General features: G+C 40.0%; 17 protein-coding genes and 1 pseudogene. 6 read left to right on the top strand and 12 right to left on the bottom strand.

What is annotated here, in order from left to right; genetic code table 11:
• The 7 genes and pseudogenes from VIM94_RS02035 to VIM94_RS02065 all read right to left on the bottom strand — a co-directional run.
• Nucleotides 1-68 (bottom strand): annotated as a pseudogene (locus VIM94_RS02035) (DUF4295 family protein); the annotation flags it as partial.
• Nucleotides 69-76: 8 nt separating this feature from the next.
• Nucleotides 77-259 carry a 50S ribosomal protein L33 gene (gene rpmG, locus VIM94_RS02040; protein WP_081211513.1) on the bottom strand — a complete coding sequence of 61 codons (183 nt, stop codon included), beginning with the start codon at nt 257-259 and terminating at the stop codon, nt 77-79.
• Nucleotides 260-283: 24 nt separating this feature from the next.
• Nucleotides 284-523, bottom strand: a complete 240-nt coding sequence (rpmB, locus tag VIM94_RS02045) for a 50S ribosomal protein L28 (protein WP_081211512.1) — start codon at nt 521-523, stop codon at nt 284-286.
• A 262-nt stretch (nt 524-785) separates the two neighbouring features.
• Nucleotides 786-2,042, bottom strand: coding sequence for a competence/damage-inducible protein A (locus VIM94_RS02050; RefSeq protein ID WP_332037626.1), 1,257 nt, complete (start codon nt 2,040-2,042; stop codon nt 786-788).
• Nucleotides 2,039-2,380 (bottom strand): Hpt domain-containing protein, encoded by a 342-nt coding sequence (locus tag VIM94_RS02055; protein ID WP_332037627.1) that lies wholly within the window; start codon nt 2,378-2,380, stop codon nt 2,039-2,041. Before VIM94_RS02055 ends, VIM94_RS02050 begins: the two co-directional genes overlap by 4 nt.
• A gap of 5 nt (nt 2,381-2,385) precedes the next feature.
• Nucleotides 2,386-3,000: a fumarylacetoacetate hydrolase family protein gene (locus VIM94_RS02060; RefSeq protein ID WP_332037628.1), complete on the bottom strand. Its 615-nt coding sequence runs from the start codon at nt 2,998-3,000 to the stop codon at nt 2,386-2,388.
• Between the two features lie 12 nt (nt 3,001-3,012).
• Nucleotides 3,013-3,789 (bottom strand): exonuclease domain-containing protein, encoded by a 777-nt coding sequence (locus VIM94_RS02065; RefSeq protein ID WP_332037629.1) that lies wholly within the window; start codon nt 3,787-3,789, stop codon nt 3,013-3,015.
• A gap of 139 nt (nt 3,790-3,928) precedes the next feature.
• Here VIM94_RS02065 and VIM94_RS02070 point away from each other — a divergent pair, with 139 nt between their 5' ends.
• Complete coding sequence (locus tag VIM94_RS02070; protein ID WP_332037630.1) at nt 3,929-4,345, top strand: BLUF domain-containing protein; 417 nt, start codon at nt 3,929-3,931, stop codon at nt 4,343-4,345.
• A gap of 50 nt (nt 4,346-4,395) precedes the next feature.
• Here the strand turns inward: VIM94_RS02070 and VIM94_RS02075 are convergent, their stop codons facing one another.
• Nucleotides 4,396-5,724, bottom strand: a complete 1,329-nt coding sequence (locus tag VIM94_RS02075) for a dihydrolipoamide acetyltransferase family protein (protein WP_332037631.1) — start codon at nt 5,722-5,724, stop codon at nt 4,396-4,398.
• A gap of 199 nt (nt 5,725-5,923) precedes the next feature.
• On the bottom strand, nt 5,924-6,541 hold the full coding sequence (recR, locus tag VIM94_RS02080; RefSeq protein ID WP_332037632.1) for a recombination mediator RecR: 618 nt from the start codon (nt 6,539-6,541) through the stop codon (nt 5,924-5,926).
• A 93-nt stretch (nt 6,542-6,634) separates the two neighbouring features.
• On the opposite strand from recR, the gene VIM94_RS02085 reads away from it, so the two are divergent.
• Nucleotides 6,635-8,080: a sodium:solute symporter gene (locus VIM94_RS02085; protein WP_332037633.1), complete on the top strand. Its 1,446-nt coding sequence runs from the start codon at nt 6,635-6,637 to the stop codon at nt 8,078-8,080.
• Here the strand turns inward: VIM94_RS02085 and VIM94_RS02090 are convergent.
• Nucleotides 8,051-8,413 carry a CoA-binding protein gene (locus VIM94_RS02090; protein ID WP_332037634.1) on the bottom strand — a complete coding sequence of 121 codons (363 nt, stop codon included), beginning with the start codon at nt 8,411-8,413 and terminating at the stop codon, nt 8,051-8,053. The two genes, VIM94_RS02085 and VIM94_RS02090, sit on opposite strands and share 30 nt — an antisense overlap.
• A 416-nt stretch (nt 8,414-8,829) precedes the next feature.
• On the opposite strand from VIM94_RS02090, the gene VIM94_RS02095 reads away from it, so the two are divergent.
• The 3 genes from VIM94_RS02095 to VIM94_RS02105 all read left to right on the top strand — a co-directional run bounded on the left by VIM94_RS02095 (nt 8,830) and on the right by VIM94_RS02105 (nt 14,076).
• Nucleotides 8,830-11,187, top strand: coding sequence for a TonB-dependent receptor domain-containing protein (locus tag VIM94_RS02095; RefSeq protein WP_332037635.1), 2,358 nt, complete (start codon nt 8,830-8,832; stop codon nt 11,185-11,187).
• 145 nt (nt 11,188-11,332) lie between these two features.
• A complete protein-coding gene (locus tag VIM94_RS02100) occupies nt 11,333-11,707 on the top strand; it encodes a hypothetical protein (protein ID WP_332037636.1) in 375 nt (124 codons plus the stop codon).
• Nucleotides 11,708-11,865: 158 nt separating this feature from the next.
• Nucleotides 11,866-14,076: a TonB-dependent receptor domain-containing protein gene (locus tag VIM94_RS02105; RefSeq protein ID WP_332037637.1), complete on the top strand. Its 2,211-nt coding sequence runs from the start codon at nt 11,866-11,868 to the stop codon at nt 14,074-14,076.
• 72 nt (nt 14,077-14,148) lie between these two features.
• On the opposite strand, the gene VIM94_RS02110 is transcribed toward VIM94_RS02105, so the two are convergent.
• Nucleotides 14,149-15,780: an ABC-F family ATP-binding cassette domain-containing protein gene (locus VIM94_RS02110; RefSeq protein ID WP_332037638.1), complete on the bottom strand. Its 1,632-nt coding sequence runs from the start codon at nt 15,778-15,780 to the stop codon at nt 14,149-14,151.
• A gap of 176 nt (nt 15,781-15,956) precedes the next feature.
• Between VIM94_RS02110 and VIM94_RS02115 the strand changes: the two genes are divergently transcribed.
• Complete coding sequence (locus tag VIM94_RS02115) at nt 15,957-17,381, top strand: hypothetical protein (RefSeq protein WP_332037639.1); 1,425 nt, start codon at nt 15,957-15,959, stop codon at nt 17,379-17,381.
• Nucleotides 17,382-17,454: 73 nt separating this feature from the next.
• Here VIM94_RS02115 and fsa read toward each other — a convergent pair whose 3' ends face one another.
• Complete coding sequence (gene fsa, locus VIM94_RS02120; protein ID WP_332037640.1) at nt 17,455-18,111, bottom strand: fructose-6-phosphate aldolase; 657 nt, start codon at nt 18,109-18,111, stop codon at nt 17,455-17,457.
• Between the last annotated feature and the right edge of the window lie 67 nt (nt 18,112-18,178).

The following is an 18,178-nucleotide window of genomic DNA, read 5'->3' on the forward strand; positions in this document are numbered from 1 at the left end:
ACCATTTTTATCGCTTTGGTCAATCTTTTAGACCCTGTTTGTATAGATGCTACTGATTTCTTTGCCATGACTCAAATTATTTTATCTCTTTGTGAACCGTCATTTTCTTAAGAATAGGGTTGAATTTCTTCAGCTCCATTCTATCCGGTGTATTCTTTTTATTCTTGGTAGTGATGTATCTTGAAGTTCCTGGTTGCCCAGACTCCTTATGCTCTGTACACTCTAAAATTACCTGTACTCTATTGCCTTTCTTTGCCATTATTCTATGTTTTTATGCCCGGGATTATTTCTTGAAAAAGCCTTTCTCCCTTGCCTCTTTCATTACAGCAGAGATGCCTTTTTTATTAATATCTTTAAGTGCAGAAGTAGAAACCTTTAAAGTTACCCATCTGTCCTCTTCAGGAATAAAAAAACGTTTTTTAACCAGATTGGCGTTAAATTTACGCTTGGTTTTATTCATCGCGTGAGAAACATTGTTTCCTACCATCGCCTTTTTTCCCGTAAGTTCACAAACTCTTGACATTGTTCTATTCTTTAACTTGTTATTTCAAAACAGGCTGCAAATTAACGATTTTTTTACCTAATCGACAACTCATTTTTTAAAAAAATTTAGTGTGCTTTATTTTTTCTTTCTCCTGAGTTTCTGCTCCCGGCAACCCAGTGTTATTAAGGCTTCATTCAAAAAGCTATCTGTTTAATTTACAGATGTTAAGCAATTTGTTCTTATCCAGATGGTTCGGAAATCACTGAAAAAACAGCAAAATGCAGTTTGAAACCCGAAAAAATTATGCATTTGCAAATTTAAGAATTTCATTTAAAATAAGCTCCAGGCTTTTATGTACAGTTTTCCCGATCACCTTTTCACGGTGATTTCCGAAGATAAATTTTTTGGAATACACGCCTTCAGGAGTGGCAATCCCTATAAACACAGTACCGATTTCTGCATCGCTGTCTCCTTTTGCCGGGCCCGCATTTCCGGTTGTGGAAACAGCAAAATCGGTTTTAAGGATTGATCGTACATTTTTGGCCATGGCTTCGGCTACCTCTGCACTCACCACACTGTGTTTCTCAATTAATTCTGAATTGATGTTTAAAAGTTCTTCCTTTATTTCGGTGGCATAACTTACCACACTACCTTTATAATAAACAGATGCTCCGGGAGGAGTAGCCAGTAAATTGGCAATGCGCCCCCCTGTACAGCTCTCGGCAGTAGCAATTGTTTGCTTTGCAGAAGAAAGCAATCGGCCTATTTGTATCTCTACAGGTTCTTCGTCCTGGTAGCCCACAATAATATCCCCTATTAACTGATGCAGGTCCGTAAGCAGGCTGGCTATAGAGTTCTGAAGGTGCTCTTCATTATCTCCAACAGCGGTAAGCCTTATTCTTACTTTCCCAAAATTGGGCAGGTAAGCACATTTAATATTTTCAGGAAGCTGGTCCTCCCAGTCTGATATTTTTTCGGCTATGGCGCTTTCTCCAAGTCCATAAGTTATCACTGTTTTGTGAAGAATAACCGGACGTTTAAATTCCTGCTGAAGTCTGGGCAGCACCTCATTCTTCACCAGCTCCTTCATTTCAAACGGAACTCCCGGAAGCGAGATATACATCACTCCATCTTTGCGAAACAACATCCCCGGGGCGGTCCCGAATTTATTGAAAAGAACCTCAGCCTGCCCCGGTACCAGGGCCTGTCTTCGGTTTAGATCAGAAATTGGAGTTTCTATATATTTTTCAAAGAGCTGTTCAATATGCCGTAGCACCTCCTTGTTTTCGGTAAGCTCATCTTCAAAATAGTCGCAAAGGCTGGACTTTGTCACATCATCCCGGGTTGGCCCTAGTCCGCCGGTGATCAAAACCAACTCTGCTCTTTGGGAAGCCTCCCTTAAAGCGGTAAGAATGTGGGATCTTTTATCTTCAATACTGGAAATTTGGTGTACAGCGACCCCGATCTTATTTAACTCTGCCGCGAGAAAAGCCGAATTGGTATCTATAATCTGGCCTATTAAAATCTCATCGCCAATAGTTATAATTTCTGCTTTCATTCGAGTTCAAAATCTCTTTTAAGGGCAATGCCTGCCACCTTAACTTTTTTAGTGATTCTGGCGGCCGCCTCTGGCACCTCATCCTTCTTTTTCCCTGCTTTCGCCCAGCTTTCTATCACTTTGACCTCATCCATTAGTTCCAGGCCAAATAATTGCAGGTTGGGTTTCATTTTGTGCGCATATTGATATGCCAGGGTAGGATTATCATTGGAAATAGCTTTATTCATCTCATCTACATCAGGTGGAATTTCCTCCAAAAAAGTTTGTACCACCACCTTCATGAATTCCTTGTCACCCCCGGCCATCTCTTCTACACCCTCTAAATTGTAACTACTCATAATCGCTATTTAATATTGATTGAAAACATCTTTTCTTTTTCCAAAAATCCCGTCAACCTGTCATTGGCTTCAAGCTTCCCGACTCCCGCAGGAGTTCCCGTGAAGATTACATCACCTATCTTGAGAGTGAAAAACTCTGAGACATAGGCAATCAACTCATCGATTTTCCATAACATATGAGAGGTGTTGCCTTGCTGAACGATTTCTTCATTCTTGAGAAGACTAAAGTTAATATTATTTATATCGGGAAACGATTTTTTGGAGGTCCATTTTTCTCCTATTACCGCAGCGCCATCAAAGGCTTTGGCTTTCTCCCAGGGCAACCCCTTCTCTTTCAATTTCTTTTGCAGATCCCGGGCGGTAAAATCTATTCCCAAACCTATCTCATCATAATATTTATGAGCGAATTTAGGCTGAATATGTTTGCCTACTTTTTTGATCTTCACCAAAACCTCCACCTCATAATGCACCTCATCAGAAAAATCTGGAATAAAAAAGGGCTGTTTTTTGAGTAAAATAGCCGTATCGGGTTTAAGAAATATTACCGGTTCTTCGGGTTTTTCATTTTCAAGCTCGGCAATATGTTCGGTGTAATTTCTACCTATACAAATAATCTTCATAAACGGAAAATTCTATTTGAGTTTGGTGTTGAGTTTTCTAAGTTTAATTGCTGTTAGCACTCTTTTGGTATACAAGGGGAAATCGGCATTCTGTATCCAGCCATAATAACCCGGTTCTTTTTCCAAAACCTCTGCTACGTTCTTTCCTTTAAACTTTCCAAATCCAAATACTTCCTCCCCTTTTTTATCATAAACGACGAAACCGGCGAAATCGGCAAAGCGTTTCCTGGCCGAATAATCGGCGAGGTACTTTATGTCGTTTTCAAGGTCTTCATAGCGCTCCAGCTGAGATTTAAGGACTTCATAAGTCGCATTGGTATCAGCTTCAGCAGTATGGGCGTCTTCGAGATTTTTTCCGCAGTAAAACTGATAAGCGGCAGAAAGGGTTCGTTGCTCTTTTTTATGAAATATAGTTTGTACGTCTACGGCAACTACATTCTTCATATCGAAGTCTATCCCGGCCCGCAGTAATTCTTCCACCAAAAGCGGGATATCGAAGCGATTGGAATTATAACCGGCGAGGTCGCAGCCTTTTATCATTTCGTAAACCCTGGATGACAAATCCTTAAATGTTGGCTCATTGGCCACCTTTTCATTGGAGATTCCATGAATGGCGACAACTTCCTCCGGAATGGTAATTTCAGGGTTTACCAACCAGGTTTTGCTTTCCTTGTTTCCGTTAGGAAATATCTTCAAAATTGCAATTTCGACAATGCGATCTTTTGCCAGGTTAGTACCGGTGGCTTCGAGATCAAAAAAACATATAGGTTTGGTTAATTTTAATTCCATGAGAAAGCTTATTTTAGGCAAATATACCATAATTTGATGGGTTGTTTTGACCAAAAAACAGAGAAGAACTCCTTATTCTACGGAGATGATTTTTCAAAAGGGATTTTATATCTTTGAATAGTTTTGAAACTTTTTTATAGTGTTGAAATACCTCTCTTACGTTAGCCAGCAATCTTACTCCTTAACCGATTCTGCCCTGGAAGAAATGCTTTCCCATGCCAGGATTAGTAATGAGGCTGCCGGAATTACCGGCATACTCATTTGTTATGAGGGTTTGTTCATCCAGTTTCTGGAAGGAGAAGAAGACGAGATAACCCGCTTGTTCGAAAAAATATCAAAAGATAAAAGGCACCAGGAGGTTCTGGTCCTTGATTATGGATATTCTGAAACAAGGAGCTTTGCAGACTGGTCTATGGCATTTGAAAGACTTAAGCCTGAAGAAGCCAGGGAAATTACCGGTTACAAAAACCTCAGCCGCCAAACGCTCTTTTCTGAAGCCATAAACAAGGAGCACCCGGCCTTGCAACTGCTTAAATCCTTTATTAAAAACCTATAAAAAAAGCCGCAAATTAATTGCGGCTTTCTTTATTTATTAAATTTGGTTTTCTAGACCGTTCTGTCGCTATCAAAGTTTTCCAGGTACTGAGCAACGCGCTGCACAAACTGTCCACCTAAAGCACCATTTACCACACGGTGATCGTAACTATGGGACAAGAACATTTTATGTCTAATTCCTATAAAATCTCCATCGGGAGTTTCAATCACAGCAGGTACTTTTCTAATAGCACCTAATGCAAGGATCCCAACCTGTGGCTGATTGATAATTGGAGTTCCCATCACACTACCGAAGGTTCCCACATTTGTAACGGTATATGTGCCACCCTGAATCTCATCCGGCTTCAGTTTGTTCTGGCGGGCACGGTTGGCAAGGTCGTTAACAGCCTTGGCCATACCTACAAGGTTAAGTCTGTCGGCATTTTTAATTACCGGTACAATAAGGTTTCCATCGGGAAGGGCAGCTGCCATCCCCAGGTTTATATTTTTCTTTTTAATGATCTTATCGCCATCAACAGAGATATTGATCATTGGGAAGTCACGAATAGTTTTCGCAACGGCTTCCATAAAAATTGGAGTGAAAGTTAATTTTTCACCTTCCCGCTTAGCAAATTCTCCTTTATGTTTATTTCTCCAGTTCCAGATTTTGGTTACGTCAACTTCAATAAAAGATTGCACGTGTGCTGAAGTCTGAGTACTTTGAACCATATGATGAGCGATCATTTTACCCATTCGGTTCATTTCAATTATTTCATCTTCTCCAGAACGCATGGTGGTTTCCTCACTTGCCATAGCTCCTTCAAGTTTGCCGGTATCTATTGGTTGGGCTTTAGGCTGAGCAGGTTTTGCCTGGGCTGGTTGTTCTTTTCTGGATTTCACATAAGCTAAGATGTCATCTTTGGTTACGCGACCATCCTTGCCTGTTCCTTCAAGGTTTTCAAGTTCCCCGAAGCTTATCCCTTCTTCTTTGGCGATATTTTTTACCAAAGGAGAGTAAAAACGATCAGAGTCTGCAAAATCTTCGCTTCCTACAGTGGCCTTTGCTGCTTCTACGCTGGCTTCCACTTCTTCAGTAAGCGCATCTTCAGAGTCTTCTCCGTCCAGATCCATTTCAAGATCATCATCTGCTGAGATTTCAGCATCTGTTTCAATAACAGCTATAGTTTGACCTACCTGCACCACGTCATCAATATCGAAGAGCTTTTCTATTAGTTTCCCCTCTACTTCACTTGGGACTTCACTATCAACTTTATCGGTTGCTATTTCCAGTACGGGTTCATCAGTATCGATGGTGTCTCCCACCTCCTTTAACCAACTGGTAATGGTTGCCTCGGCAACACTTTCCCCCATCTTGGGCAGCTTAAGTTCGAATTTTGCCATATCTATATTAGAACGCTAATTTTTTGATTTGTATTTGCGAATTTACCAAAAAAACTCCATTTGAGTATTAAAAAATCAATAAAACTTAGTTTTATTGTCGATTTATTGAAGTTAATGATAAAGTCTGATTCGCGTAAATTTACAATTTCAAAGGCTGAAACTAAATTTTTACCATAAAAAAATTGAAGTTCGCCCTTTTTTAGCCTTTTAAAGAGCTTTCAAACGGAACCCTGTTGGCGATACTTCTGCCCAGAGTTACCTCATCGGCATACTCCAATTCATCTCCCACCGAAATTCCGCGGGCAATGGTAGAGGTCTTTATATTAGTGCCTTCCAATTGTTTAAAAATATAAAAGTTGGTGGTGTCCCCCTCCAGGGTACTGCTAAGGGCGAAAATAATCTCCTCTACTTTTCCGGCCTTCACCTTTTCTATAAGAGAATGGATATTAAGTTGTGAGGGGCCCACCCCATCCATGGGACTAATCTTTCCTCCCAATACGTGATAATGCCCCCGGTATTGCCCGGTATTCTCTATGGCCATCACATCGCGGATATCTTCTACCACACACACCAGCCCTGCATTCCTGGCGGGATTGGCACAAATATCACAAAGCTCGGTATCACTTATATTAAAACAGTTTTTACAAAGTTTAATTTCGTTACGTAGTTTCGATAAGGCTGAAGCCAGGTCCTTGGTTTGAGCTTCAGGTTGCTTAAGAAGATGTAAAACCAGCCTTAGGGCTGTCCTTTTCCCGATACCAGGTAATTGAGACATTTCGTCTACAGCCTGCTCCAGCAATTTTGATGAAAAATCCATACCGCGAAGTTAAGATTTTTGCGTACGAATTTTAGCAGAAAACCCCCAAGTTTAACCTGAATTTGTAAATTCGCCTTTTCAGAAGAAAAACCTATGCAGCCCTACCAAATCTTGCTTTTGATCGCCGCGTATTTTGGCGTCTTGTTTTTAACTTCCTTTTTTTCCAGTCGTGCCGGCACTAATGCCGAATTTTTTAGAGCTAACCGGCAATCCCCCTGGTACATTGTTGCCTTTGGGATGATAGGTGCCTCCCTGAGTGGAGTGACCTTTATTTCTCTCCCCGGCACAGTAACCACCGATAGCTTTAGTTATTTTCAGGTGGTTCTGGGATATACAGTGGGTTATGCAGTAATAGGCCTGGTATTGCTCCCCCTTTATTATCGCCTCAATCTTACCTCGATCTATACTTATCTGGATTCCCGCTTTGGAAAATATTCCTATAAAACCGGGGCCTCGTTCTTTTTGCTTTCCCGTATTGTGGGATCGAGTTTCAGGCTTTTTCTGGTAGCGAATGTACTTCAGCTTATATTATTTGACGGACTGGGAATTCCATATTATGCTACGGTTACGGTAACAATTTTTCTTATTTGGCTTTATACCTTTAGAAGCGGGATCAAAACAGTAGTCTGGACAGACACTTTACAAACCCTGTTTATGCTACTTGCACTGGGAGTTACTCTGGTAGTGCTTTCCGAAGAATTAGGAATCTCAGGAGCAGGAATGATCAATTATCTCTCTGATACCGGCCAGACTAAGATTTTCTTTTTTGATGATTGGAAAAGCAGTCATCATTTCATAAAACAATTTATAAGTGGGGCTTTTATCGCCATAGTGATGACAGGACTCGACCAGGATATGATGCAGAAAAACCTGACCTGCAGGAACCTGAAAGATGCCCAAAAGAACATATTCTCTTTTACTATTGTACTCACTATAGTAAATATGCTGTTTTTAATACTGGGGGTTCTACTCACCCAATACGCCGATCTTAACGGAATTGATGCAATTAAAGATGAACTTTTCCCCGCAATTGCCACCAGTGGAGAACTGGGAATAGGTGTTGCCATACTCTTTGTGCTGGGTTTGATCGCTGCAGCATATTCGAGCGCCGATGGTACCTTAACCGCACTCACCACGTCTTTTAGCATTGATATCCTGCAAATCGAAAAGTTCTATAACGAGAAGAAACAAATAAGAATCAGGAAACAAATTCATATCGCTATCTCTATCCTGATGATTGTAGTGATGCTGATCTTTAAATATGCCATCGCCGACAAAAGCGTGATCAACAAGCTTTTTGAATTCGCCGGTTACACGTATGGACCTTTACTGGGACTATATACTTTGGGCCTTTTTACAAATTGGAAAATAAAAGATAAACTCGTCCCAATGGTAGCAATTCTGGCTCCAATACTATCTTATGTGATAAGTGTAAACAGCCTAAACTGGTTCGGATTTGAATTCGGCTTCTTTATCCTGATACTGAACGGAGCATTAACCTTTCTGGGCTTAATATTGATTCGTAGAAAGCATCACTAAAGTACAGGCCGGTTCTACCTCTATATTATTTTTCTGCAGAATTTCGTAGAACTCAGGATTCTCTGTGCCCGGATTAAAGATCACTCTTTCCGGATCTAGGGAAAGAATATAATCATAATATTCAGGTTGGCGTGGCGGACTTAAATATAAGGTAACCGTATCTATATCTTCAAACTGAGGTTTATCCTTTTTTATTTGAACTCCCTCGACTTCCCCCTCACGCAGCCCTATTGCAAAGGTAGGCTGGCCATGTTGTACCAGGCGCCTAATGGCGATATTGGAATAACGGGAGGGCTTTAAGGATGCGCCAATAACTAATGTTCTCTTTTTCATATAGCAAAAGTATATTATCTGTTTAAGTGTAACAAGTTAATTATTGATTTGTCTCTTATACAAGGAGCATCCCCGGAATCCCGGTATAATGTGATGGTTAGTGTTGGGACAAGGGGATTTTTCCTAACCCATACCTGAATCCAGGTATGGGTTTTTTAAAAAAAAGTGTAACATTCCCAAATTACCTTCGTCTATTATGATGAAGGCTTTTAATAAATTGAGAAGATTCACGGCTTTTTATTATGCATAACAAAGTACATTGTTATACATAAATAGTTTCAAGCCTTCAAAATTAGAATGTTTAATGCTTTTGAATAGCCAACAAAATAAGGCTTTTATCGGGAAACAAACCTGAAATTAATATGCATAACAAGGTATCATCTAATAAATACTAATCATCAAAATTCAATCAAAAAATGAAACAGTTATTTTTAATCATCGCGCTTTTTTCTTCCGCTATTTCTTTGGCGGACAATGAACCTTTAGGAAATATTACCGGGGAGGTAATAGACGAAGAATTACAGGAACCTATCCCCTATGCCACGGTAGTGATAAATGATATGGAAGGAAATCTTATCTCCGGAAACACTTCGGCCGGCGATGGTAGCTTCATCATAGATAGAGTTCCTGCCGGAAAATATGTACTACAAGTACAGTTTATAGGTTATAAAACCTTCAACCGCGAAATAGACATTAACAGCAGGAATACTACCATTAACATAGGAAAGGTCTATCTGGAACCTGATGTTGCTATGCTGGACGGAGTTACCGTTGTTGCTGAAAGAACTACTATTGAGCAGCGTGTAGACCGAAAGGTAATCAATGTTGGGAAGGATCTCACCACCACCGGAGCCAGTGCTTCTGACATTATGAATAATATCCCTTCAGTAAGTGTAGACCAGAACGGAAATATCGCACTAAGGGGAAATTCCAACGTGAAGATTTTAGTAGACGGGCGTCCTACCAATATGGATGCGGCACAGCTGCTAAAGCAGATTCCCTCTACCTCTATTAAAAGTATTGAACTCATCACCAATCCTTCGGCAAAATATAATCCGGAAGGAATGAGCGGCATCATCAATATCGTTTTGCATAAGAATGCCAACGACGGCTTCAACGGAAATCTGAACGCCGGGGTAACCGTTGGAGAGAATACCCGCTATAATAGCTCCCTTGACCTGAATTATCGTAGAGGTAAATTCAATTTTTTCGGAAATTTTGGTGCACAATGGGGGGATCGCTTCAATTTTGGTCGCATTTACCTCACTGAAGAGAACTATCGTCAAAACTTTGATATGATAAACAACAGACGCTCTTTATTATTTAAAGTTGGAGTAGACTTCTATCTGGATGACAGGAACACATTTTCTTTTTATACCAATCAGAATCCCTTTAAAGGTGGCCCGAATGGTACACTTAAGATCATCTACCCCGATAACCCGGAAAACAATCTTACCCAAAATCTGGATCTGAATTTCGAAAACCAGAACTCCACCTATAATTTTGTTTTCGACCATAAATTCGACGATGAAGGACACAAGATTCTTTTGGAGAGCAATTACAACTACTTTGATGAAGATGAAAATTCAAGATTCACCTTCGAAGGAAATACCGGAGACCTGGCAGCATATCGCGATCATGTGGATTCGAAAAGAGAAAATCTTACTGTGAATCTCGATTATGAAAATCCTTTAAACGAAAACAGCAAACTGGAAATGGGTGCTGAAGCCAGGATCCTCAATACCGATAATGCCTTTACCACCACAAATGTAGAGATGGACAATGCTACCTATCAGTTTAACAGAGATATTTACAGTTTTTACACTACCTACGGCCAGAATTTTGAAAAATGGTCTTACCAACTGGGGGCGAGACTGGAAAGCTTTAAAGTGAATGCGATCTATAACGGAGAAGAGATCTTTACCGACGATTATTTCAACCTATACCCTTCCGGTTTTGTAACCTACACTCCCAATGAAAAGAACACCTACCAACTTAGTTATAGCCGCAGGATAGACCGGCCAGGTTTCTACCAGGTTTCTCCTATAAGGGATGTTAGCAGTCCCAGGTTAACCGTATCGGGTAACCCGGAGTTACAACCACAGTTCACTAATTCGATTGAATTTAATTATACCCGAAAATTCGAGGAGAAAGGTAGCCTTAGTGCGGGAGTTTTCTTCAGGAACCTAAATGATGAAATTAGTCAGGTTTTTATTGAAGATCCGGATGAAGAGGGATCACTATTGCTGCAATTCGCTAATTTTGAAGACAACAACTCTTACGGACTTGAATTATCTACTAACTATAAATTCACCAAATGGTGGAGCACCAACACCAGTTTTGAAATTTACAGCCAAAAACTGAAAGGTCAGGTAGGAACCCAATATCTCGAAACCGATAATACCGCCTTTACCTTCAGAAGCAGTCATAATTTTAAAGCTTCAGAAAGATTAAGCTTTCAGCTCTTTGGGTACTACCGCGGTGAGAGTAAAAGCCTGCAAATGGATATGGAACCTATGTATTTTATGAATATAGGGGGTCGTTATTCCTTTTGGGATGGTAAAGCCAGTCTAAGCCTTAATTTTAATGACATCTTCAATACCCAGGAGTTCAGTTTTATCAATGGCAGGCCTCTGCCACAGGAAGGCAGGTTTAAGGGGGAATCACAAACTGTGTATTTAGGCTTCTCCTATCGCTTTGGTGGCGGAAAAAACAAAGCTTTGCAAAGAAAACAAAGAGATGACAACCAGGCCAAAGGTGGCGGAGTTTTCTAAAAATTTTATTTTAAGTTTAGTTGGTTAGTTTGAAAAGGCTCCGGTGTAAAAGCCGGGCCTTTTATTTTTCATGAAACCAGATTTATGACTTTTGTGATTAAGGTCACATTCTTTAAGTACAAAATAGGCCTATATTTGCCGCCAAATGAAAAATAGAAGTACACTAATTGTTCTGCTTTTTGTAGTGGTTATGCTGTTTAACAGCATAAAAAGTGGCTTCATGATAAGTTTTTACCTGGTAGATAATTCAAGTTTCACAGAGTTATTTTGTGTGAACCAGGACAAACCCGAAATGGAATGTAACGGGAAATGTGAGCTTTCCAAATTAAATAAGGATTCAACCACAGACGAGAAACCAACACAGCTTGATTTTCTGCAGCGGCAGGTAGTTCTCTTTTTTAATCCTATGCAAAACCTGGATGTTTTAAGGTTTTCAGAAGAAAAGAAAACTGCCATGGCTTATTTAAATAATTACAAGTACCAGCACTTACCAAGAATTACCCATCCCCCTTCTCTTTAAGTTTAATTTTCTTAGAATTATTTTAAAATCGATCGGTATTAACCGGTTGATACAATTCACGTATATCAATTTTTAATAAGAATTAAATGAGAATTTTAAGCATATTAATTTTTCTATCCTCAAGCTTAATGCTGCAAGCGCAGTCCAAATTAAGCCTTATGGACAAGCTTAGTCTGGAGCCAGTTGAAAATGCTACTATCCAGATTAAAGGCAGTAATAGAGCCGCGGTTAGCAATGCAAAAGGAGAGGTGTTTTTAGATTTTTCTGAAAAAGATACCCTTCAGATAAGTCATTTAAAATATAGAAAACAAAGTCTAACAAACATAAAACCCGGAGAAGTGATCTATCTCGAAAGGCTAACTTTCAGAATTAGCGAGGTTCTGCTAATGGGAAACCCACAAATAGATCCTGCTCAAAGCCTGGTAAAAACCAATTTCAGAGAAAAAGTAGTACAACCCAAAAATGTGGGGGAGCTTTTTAGCGACATCAATGGATTTTCACTGATTAAACGAGGTAGCTATGCCATGGATCCCAGTATGAGAGCCAGCCAGTATGAACAATTGAACATTCAGTTTGATGGAGGCACTAAAGCTTTGCATGCCTGCCCAAGCCGGATGGACCCTATTACCACCCTGGTAAATCCTGAGGAAGTAACCCGAATTGAAATTATTAAAGGCCCATTCAGCGTTCGTTACGGAAATACATCTGGTGGGATCATCAATATGGTAACCGATAATACCGGGGAAACCTCCGATAAATTATCAGGCAGCATTTCTTCTGGTTACGAGAGCAACGGGAATTCTATGGTGAACATGATCCAGCTTCAGGGAAACCTAAATAAACTGGACCTTTCAGGTAATTTCAGTCACAGAGATTACGGTGATTATGAAGATGGAGAGGGAAGAAGTATTCCTTCCTCCTTCCGAAGCCTGGGTTATAACCTGGAAGCGGGATATACCTTTAACGAAAATAACAGGCTAAAGGCCGGGTTCAGACAATCTTTTGGGCGTGATGTAAAACACGCAGGCTTGATGATGGATACCGATGAGGACAACAGCAGTATTTTTAGTCTGGACTATAATTACAGGTCGGAAGAAGGGAAGTTCAGAGGTCTTACCGCAAAGACTTACTACTCTTTTGTAGACCATATTATGAACAACTATAACCGACCCTCCTTTAACCGAACCGAGGCTGTTTCTATGGTAGACGCAACCACCTATGGGGGAAAACTGGAAACCGAATGGAAACTGAACAATAAGTGGCTGCTCTTCACAGGTGTAGATGTTACTAACCTTGCCCGCGACGGGCAAAGGGAGCGTTTGGTCAAGGTGAATATGGCCGGGGAACCTTTGGCAATGCCAATGAAATTCCAGGATAAGGTTTGGCAGGATAGCTACCTTAACGATTATGGTGTTTTTGCAGAAGCCAAATTTATCTTAAGCGAAAAGGATATTTTCAACTTTGGAGCTCGTCTTGATCATATTGTTACTGAAAGCAAAGATCCGGATCCTGGTTTTGCTGAATTATATCCGGATAGCGGAAAACGTGACGAGCAGCTTTTTAGCGGTACTGTTTCATACAAACGCCTCCTAAGGGATAATTATTCTCTGGAGTTCTCTTACGGAAGAGGTGCCAGGCCTGCAAATATGGAGGAACGCTATATCGCTTTTTTAAATATTGGAAGAGACCCCTATGAGTATGTAGGAAACCCTAACCTGAAGGCGGAGGTAAACAATCAATTCGAAATCGGGTTCAAAGGAAAAGAGGAATTTACCGGGAACCTGGAGCATTTCAGTTTTTCAGCAAGTGGGTTCTATTCTATTTATGAAAATTATATCGTTGGTTTGGTAGACGAAACTTTAACAAGAAGAAATATGCCAAGTCAACCTCCGGTTCACCCTAAGGTTTTTAGAAATCTTGATGATGCTTACAAAACCGGCTTTGAACTTTCGGGAGAACTGGCTTTCACCTCCGGTTTTAAACTGGGAACAGATCTGGCTTACACCTATACCAAAAATGAAGATCTTGGAGAATCTTTACCGCTATCTCCACCCCTGGTTAGCCGTTCACGGATAGAATATGAAAATAAAAAATTCTGGGGAGGAGTTTATTACAACATCACCGCCGACCAGGAAGAGATTGCCCCGTCTTTTGGTGAAACCAGAACTCCGGGTTATAGTCTGATGGATTTAAAGGCGGGTACCACAGCTATTAAAAACCTGAATATTGGAGTTGGAGTATTAAATGTTTTTGATAAATATTATTACAGCCATCTGAATTTCGCTTTTAACAACCAGGACAACTTCAGCAGGCAACCCATTACAGAACCAGGAAGAAACTTTACTGTTTTTATAAACTACAATTTTTAATCTCCCCGGAGAACTGAAACGAAAAATCCCGCTAATAGCGGGATTTTTTTTATTTCAATAATATTCTTTTCCTTATGCTTTCACAGCATACATCTTCTCACGTTGTTCTTTGATCTTTTTATCGCTCATATACTCTTCGAAGGTAGTGTATCGATCAATAGCACCACCGGGAGTTAATTCGATTACGCGGTTTGCCACGGTTTGTGCAAACTCGTGATCGTGTGTGGTAAACATCACCGTTCCTTTAAAATTCTTTAGAGAATTATTAAAAGCTGTAATCGATTCCAGATCCAGGTGATTGGTAGGCTCATCGAGCATCAACACATTGGCCCTCATCATCATCATTCGACTTAGCATACAACGCACTTTTTCTCCTCCCGAAAGCACCCTGGAAGTTTTTAAGGCTTCCTCACCACTAAAAAGCATTTTCCCAAGAAAACCGCGAATGTAAACTTCTTCTCTTTCCTCCTCGGTTTTAGCGTACTGGCGCAGCCAATCAACAAGGCTTAGGTCGTTATCAAAATATTCAGCATTATCAAGTGGCAGGTAAGACTGTGAAGTGGTAACCCCCCAGGAATATTTTCCGGAAACAGCCTCCTGATTTCCGTTTATTATTTCATAGAAGGCAGTGGTAGCTCTGGAATCTTTAGAGTATATCACTACTTTATCACCTTTTGCCAGGTTGATATTCACATCTTTAAAGAGCGTTTCTCCGTCCTGGCTGGCTTCCAGTTTCTCAACATTCAGAATCTGGTCTCCGGCCTCTCGGTCACGGTCAAAGATAATGGCAGGATATCTCCGGCTTGAAGGTTTTATATCCTCAATGTTAAGCCTGTCTATCATCTTTTTACGGGAAGTAGCCTGTTTGGATTTGGCGACGTTAGCACTGAAACGTTGGATAAACTCCTGAAGTTCTTTCTTCTTATCTTCAGCTTTTTTATTCTGCTGTGCACGCTGGCGGGCAGCAAGCTGGGAAGACTCATACCAGAAGGTATAGTTTCCACTAAAGTGATTTATTTTTCCAAAATCGATATCCGAAATATGGGTACAAACTGCATCCAGGAAGTGACGGTCGTGAGAAACAACGATCACCGTATTATCATAATTCGCCAGGAAGTTCTCCAACCAACTAATTGTTTCATAATCCAGATCGTTGGTAGGCTCATCCATAATAAGCACATCCGGGTTTCCAAAAAGGGCCTGTGCTAATAACACTCTCACCTTTTGCTTCCCGTCAAGATCTTTCATAAGAGTATAATGGTCCCCGGCTTTAATTCCCAAATTTGACAGAAGAGATGCAGCATCGCTCTCGGCATTCCAACCGTTCATTTCTTCAAATTCTACCTGTAGGACTCCTACTCTTTCTCCATCGGCATCGCTAAAATCTTCCTTGGCATAGATCTCATCCATCTCTTTTTTGATGGCAAAAAGCGGTTTATTCCCTTTCATTACCGTCTCCAAAACCGGAAGGTCATCATACAGCGAGTGATCCTGCTCTAATACCGACATCCTTTTGCCCGGTTCTAAATGAACATGACCCGAGGTAGGTTCAGATTTCCCAGAAAGGATCTTTAAAAATGTAGATTTACCGGCACCATTAGCGCCAATAATCCCATAACAGTTACCCTGGGTAAAGGTAGTATTCACTTCGTCAAACAAAACACGTTTGCCAAATTGAACCGAAAGATTTGATACTGAAAGCATAAAATATTATTTGTCTAATTTTTTGCAAAAGTAGCCATTTAAGCCCAATTATTTAAAGATTAACGATTTAAATATTCTTTTAACGACCAATTAACATTCAGGGCATTTAGCACCAGCTATATTTGTGATTAGCTACTACAATAACTACAAATCTACCTAACAATTTAGAGCCCTACATGAAGTTTAAATTGCTATTGATTTCCTTAATCAGCCTTGTCATTCTCGGATGCAATTTTGAAGAAGACGACCGCCAGTCTACCTTCATTGGAGGAGAAATCATTAATCCAAAATCAGGATTTTTCATCCTTTCCAAAGACAACACCACTATAGACACTCTTTTTCTTAATCAAAACAACCAATTCGGTAAGTATTTTGAAGGAATAGAGGAAGGGATTTATCGTTTTAATCATCCGCCGGAAAATCAAATTTTGTACTTGCAGCCTGGTGATAGCATCCTTATTTGGCTCAACACTTTGGCATTTGATGAATCTATTAATTTTAGTGGGCCTGGCGCTAAAAAAAGCGATTTCTTACTAGATCTTTACCTGGCCAATCAGGATGAAAGTGAAATGATTCTCTCCTATTATAAATATCATCCTGATGAATTTTCTAAAAAAATAGATTCGATTTACCAGGCCAAAAACAAGAAACTCGACGACCTAATTGAAAAAAAGGACTTTTCAGAGAAATTCATCGAAATCGCAAGAGCAGGCATAGATTATCAATACTATCATTTTAAGGAACGTTATGCCTTTTTAACCCGGAAATATTTCAAGGAATTAGCTGAGAAAATTCCGGAAGACTTTCACGACTACCGGGAAAATATAAATTTTGAAAGTGCAAATCTTAATACCTATTACGTTTACACCAATTTTATAGACGATTATTTCCGCACTAAGGCGGTTGAACGATGCGACCCAAAACTCCCTCCCAGCGACGATTGTTTTGACTTGAATTCCATCAGAAATATCCGTTATAAAATTATCCTTGCAGACTCCCTAATTAACAGTCCCGAAATTAAGAACAGCTACTATGACCGTTTAGGATCACAGGGAGTTACTTTTTCCCGTAAACCAGAAGCTATTGATTCTGTGATAAATTTACTGGAAAAAACAGATTATGATAGGGAAAAGCTTAGCCGGCTAAAGCAAATGGCCGAGGTACAAAAAAGTCTTTTACCCGGTAATAATATCGGCGATCTTCCTTTAAGTAATGTGAAAGGTGACACCATAAGGCTTAAGGAAATCTCAAATAAACCTATCATCACCTACCATTGGTCGATGTCTTCCAAAAATCATTTTCGCTGGCAACAGGACATTATTGATGAGTTAAGAAAGAAATATCCCGAAGTAGATTTCGTGGGGATAAACATCGACAATAAAACCCTGACTGACTGGGCAGAGATCGTGAATTCGCAAACCACGAATCCTGAAAAAGAGTTTCATTTAACCTTTACCAAAATTGATCGTGATTTACTAAAAGCTTACTTAAATAAAACATTTTTTATGGCTCCCGACGGTGAGATCATCAGGGGAAGTTCGCAATTAAACTCTAAGTCTTATGAAAGGGAGATCCTTGAGTTTTTAAACGACATTAATTAGTTTGAGATAATTTTATTCATAAAAAAACCGCTCTGGGAGCGGTTTTTTTTGTAATCCTGTTGTATCTGAATAATCAGCTATTTCCTTTTTTATAATCGGCAAGAAATTTCTCCAGACCTATATCGGTAAGCGGATGCTTCAACAAACCTTCAATAGAAGAGAGTGGTCCCGTCATCACGTCGGCACCTAATTTCGCGCATTCAATCACGTGCATAGTGTGACGTACAGATGCGGCAAGAATTTCGGTTTCAAAACCGTAGTTATCATAGATCAATCTTATCTCGGCAATAAGGTTTAACCCATCGGTAGAGATATCATCAAGGCGCCCGATAAACGGAGATACATAAGTAGCACCCGCTTTAGCGGCTAAAAGAGCCTGCCCTGCAGAAAATACCAAAGTACAATTTGTTCTTATCCCGTTATCGCTAAAATATTTAATAGCCTTAACCCCTTCTTTGATCATAGGTACTTTAACCACGATCTGTTCGTGAAGTTCAGCAAGTTCTTCGCCTTCTTTTATCATTCCCTCAAAATCGGTAGCGATAACCTCGGCGCTCACATCTCCGTCTATCAGGTCACAGATCGCTTTATAGTGTTTTAAAATATTATCTTTTCCGGTAATTCCCTCTTTAGCCATAAGGGAAGGGTTGGTGGTTACTCCATCCAAAACCCCAAGATCTCTGGCCTCTTTAATCTGATCCAGGTTAGCGGTATCAATAAAAAATTTCATAGTTGTGTGTTTAAAAGTTTAGTATTTCCGGGCTACCGGATTCTGGTTTGCAAAATTACAATTTATA

This window comes from Salegentibacter sp. (assembly GCF_036568425.1).
Classification (GTDB): Bacteria; Bacteroidota; Bacteroidia; order Flavobacteriales; family Flavobacteriaceae; genus Salegentibacter.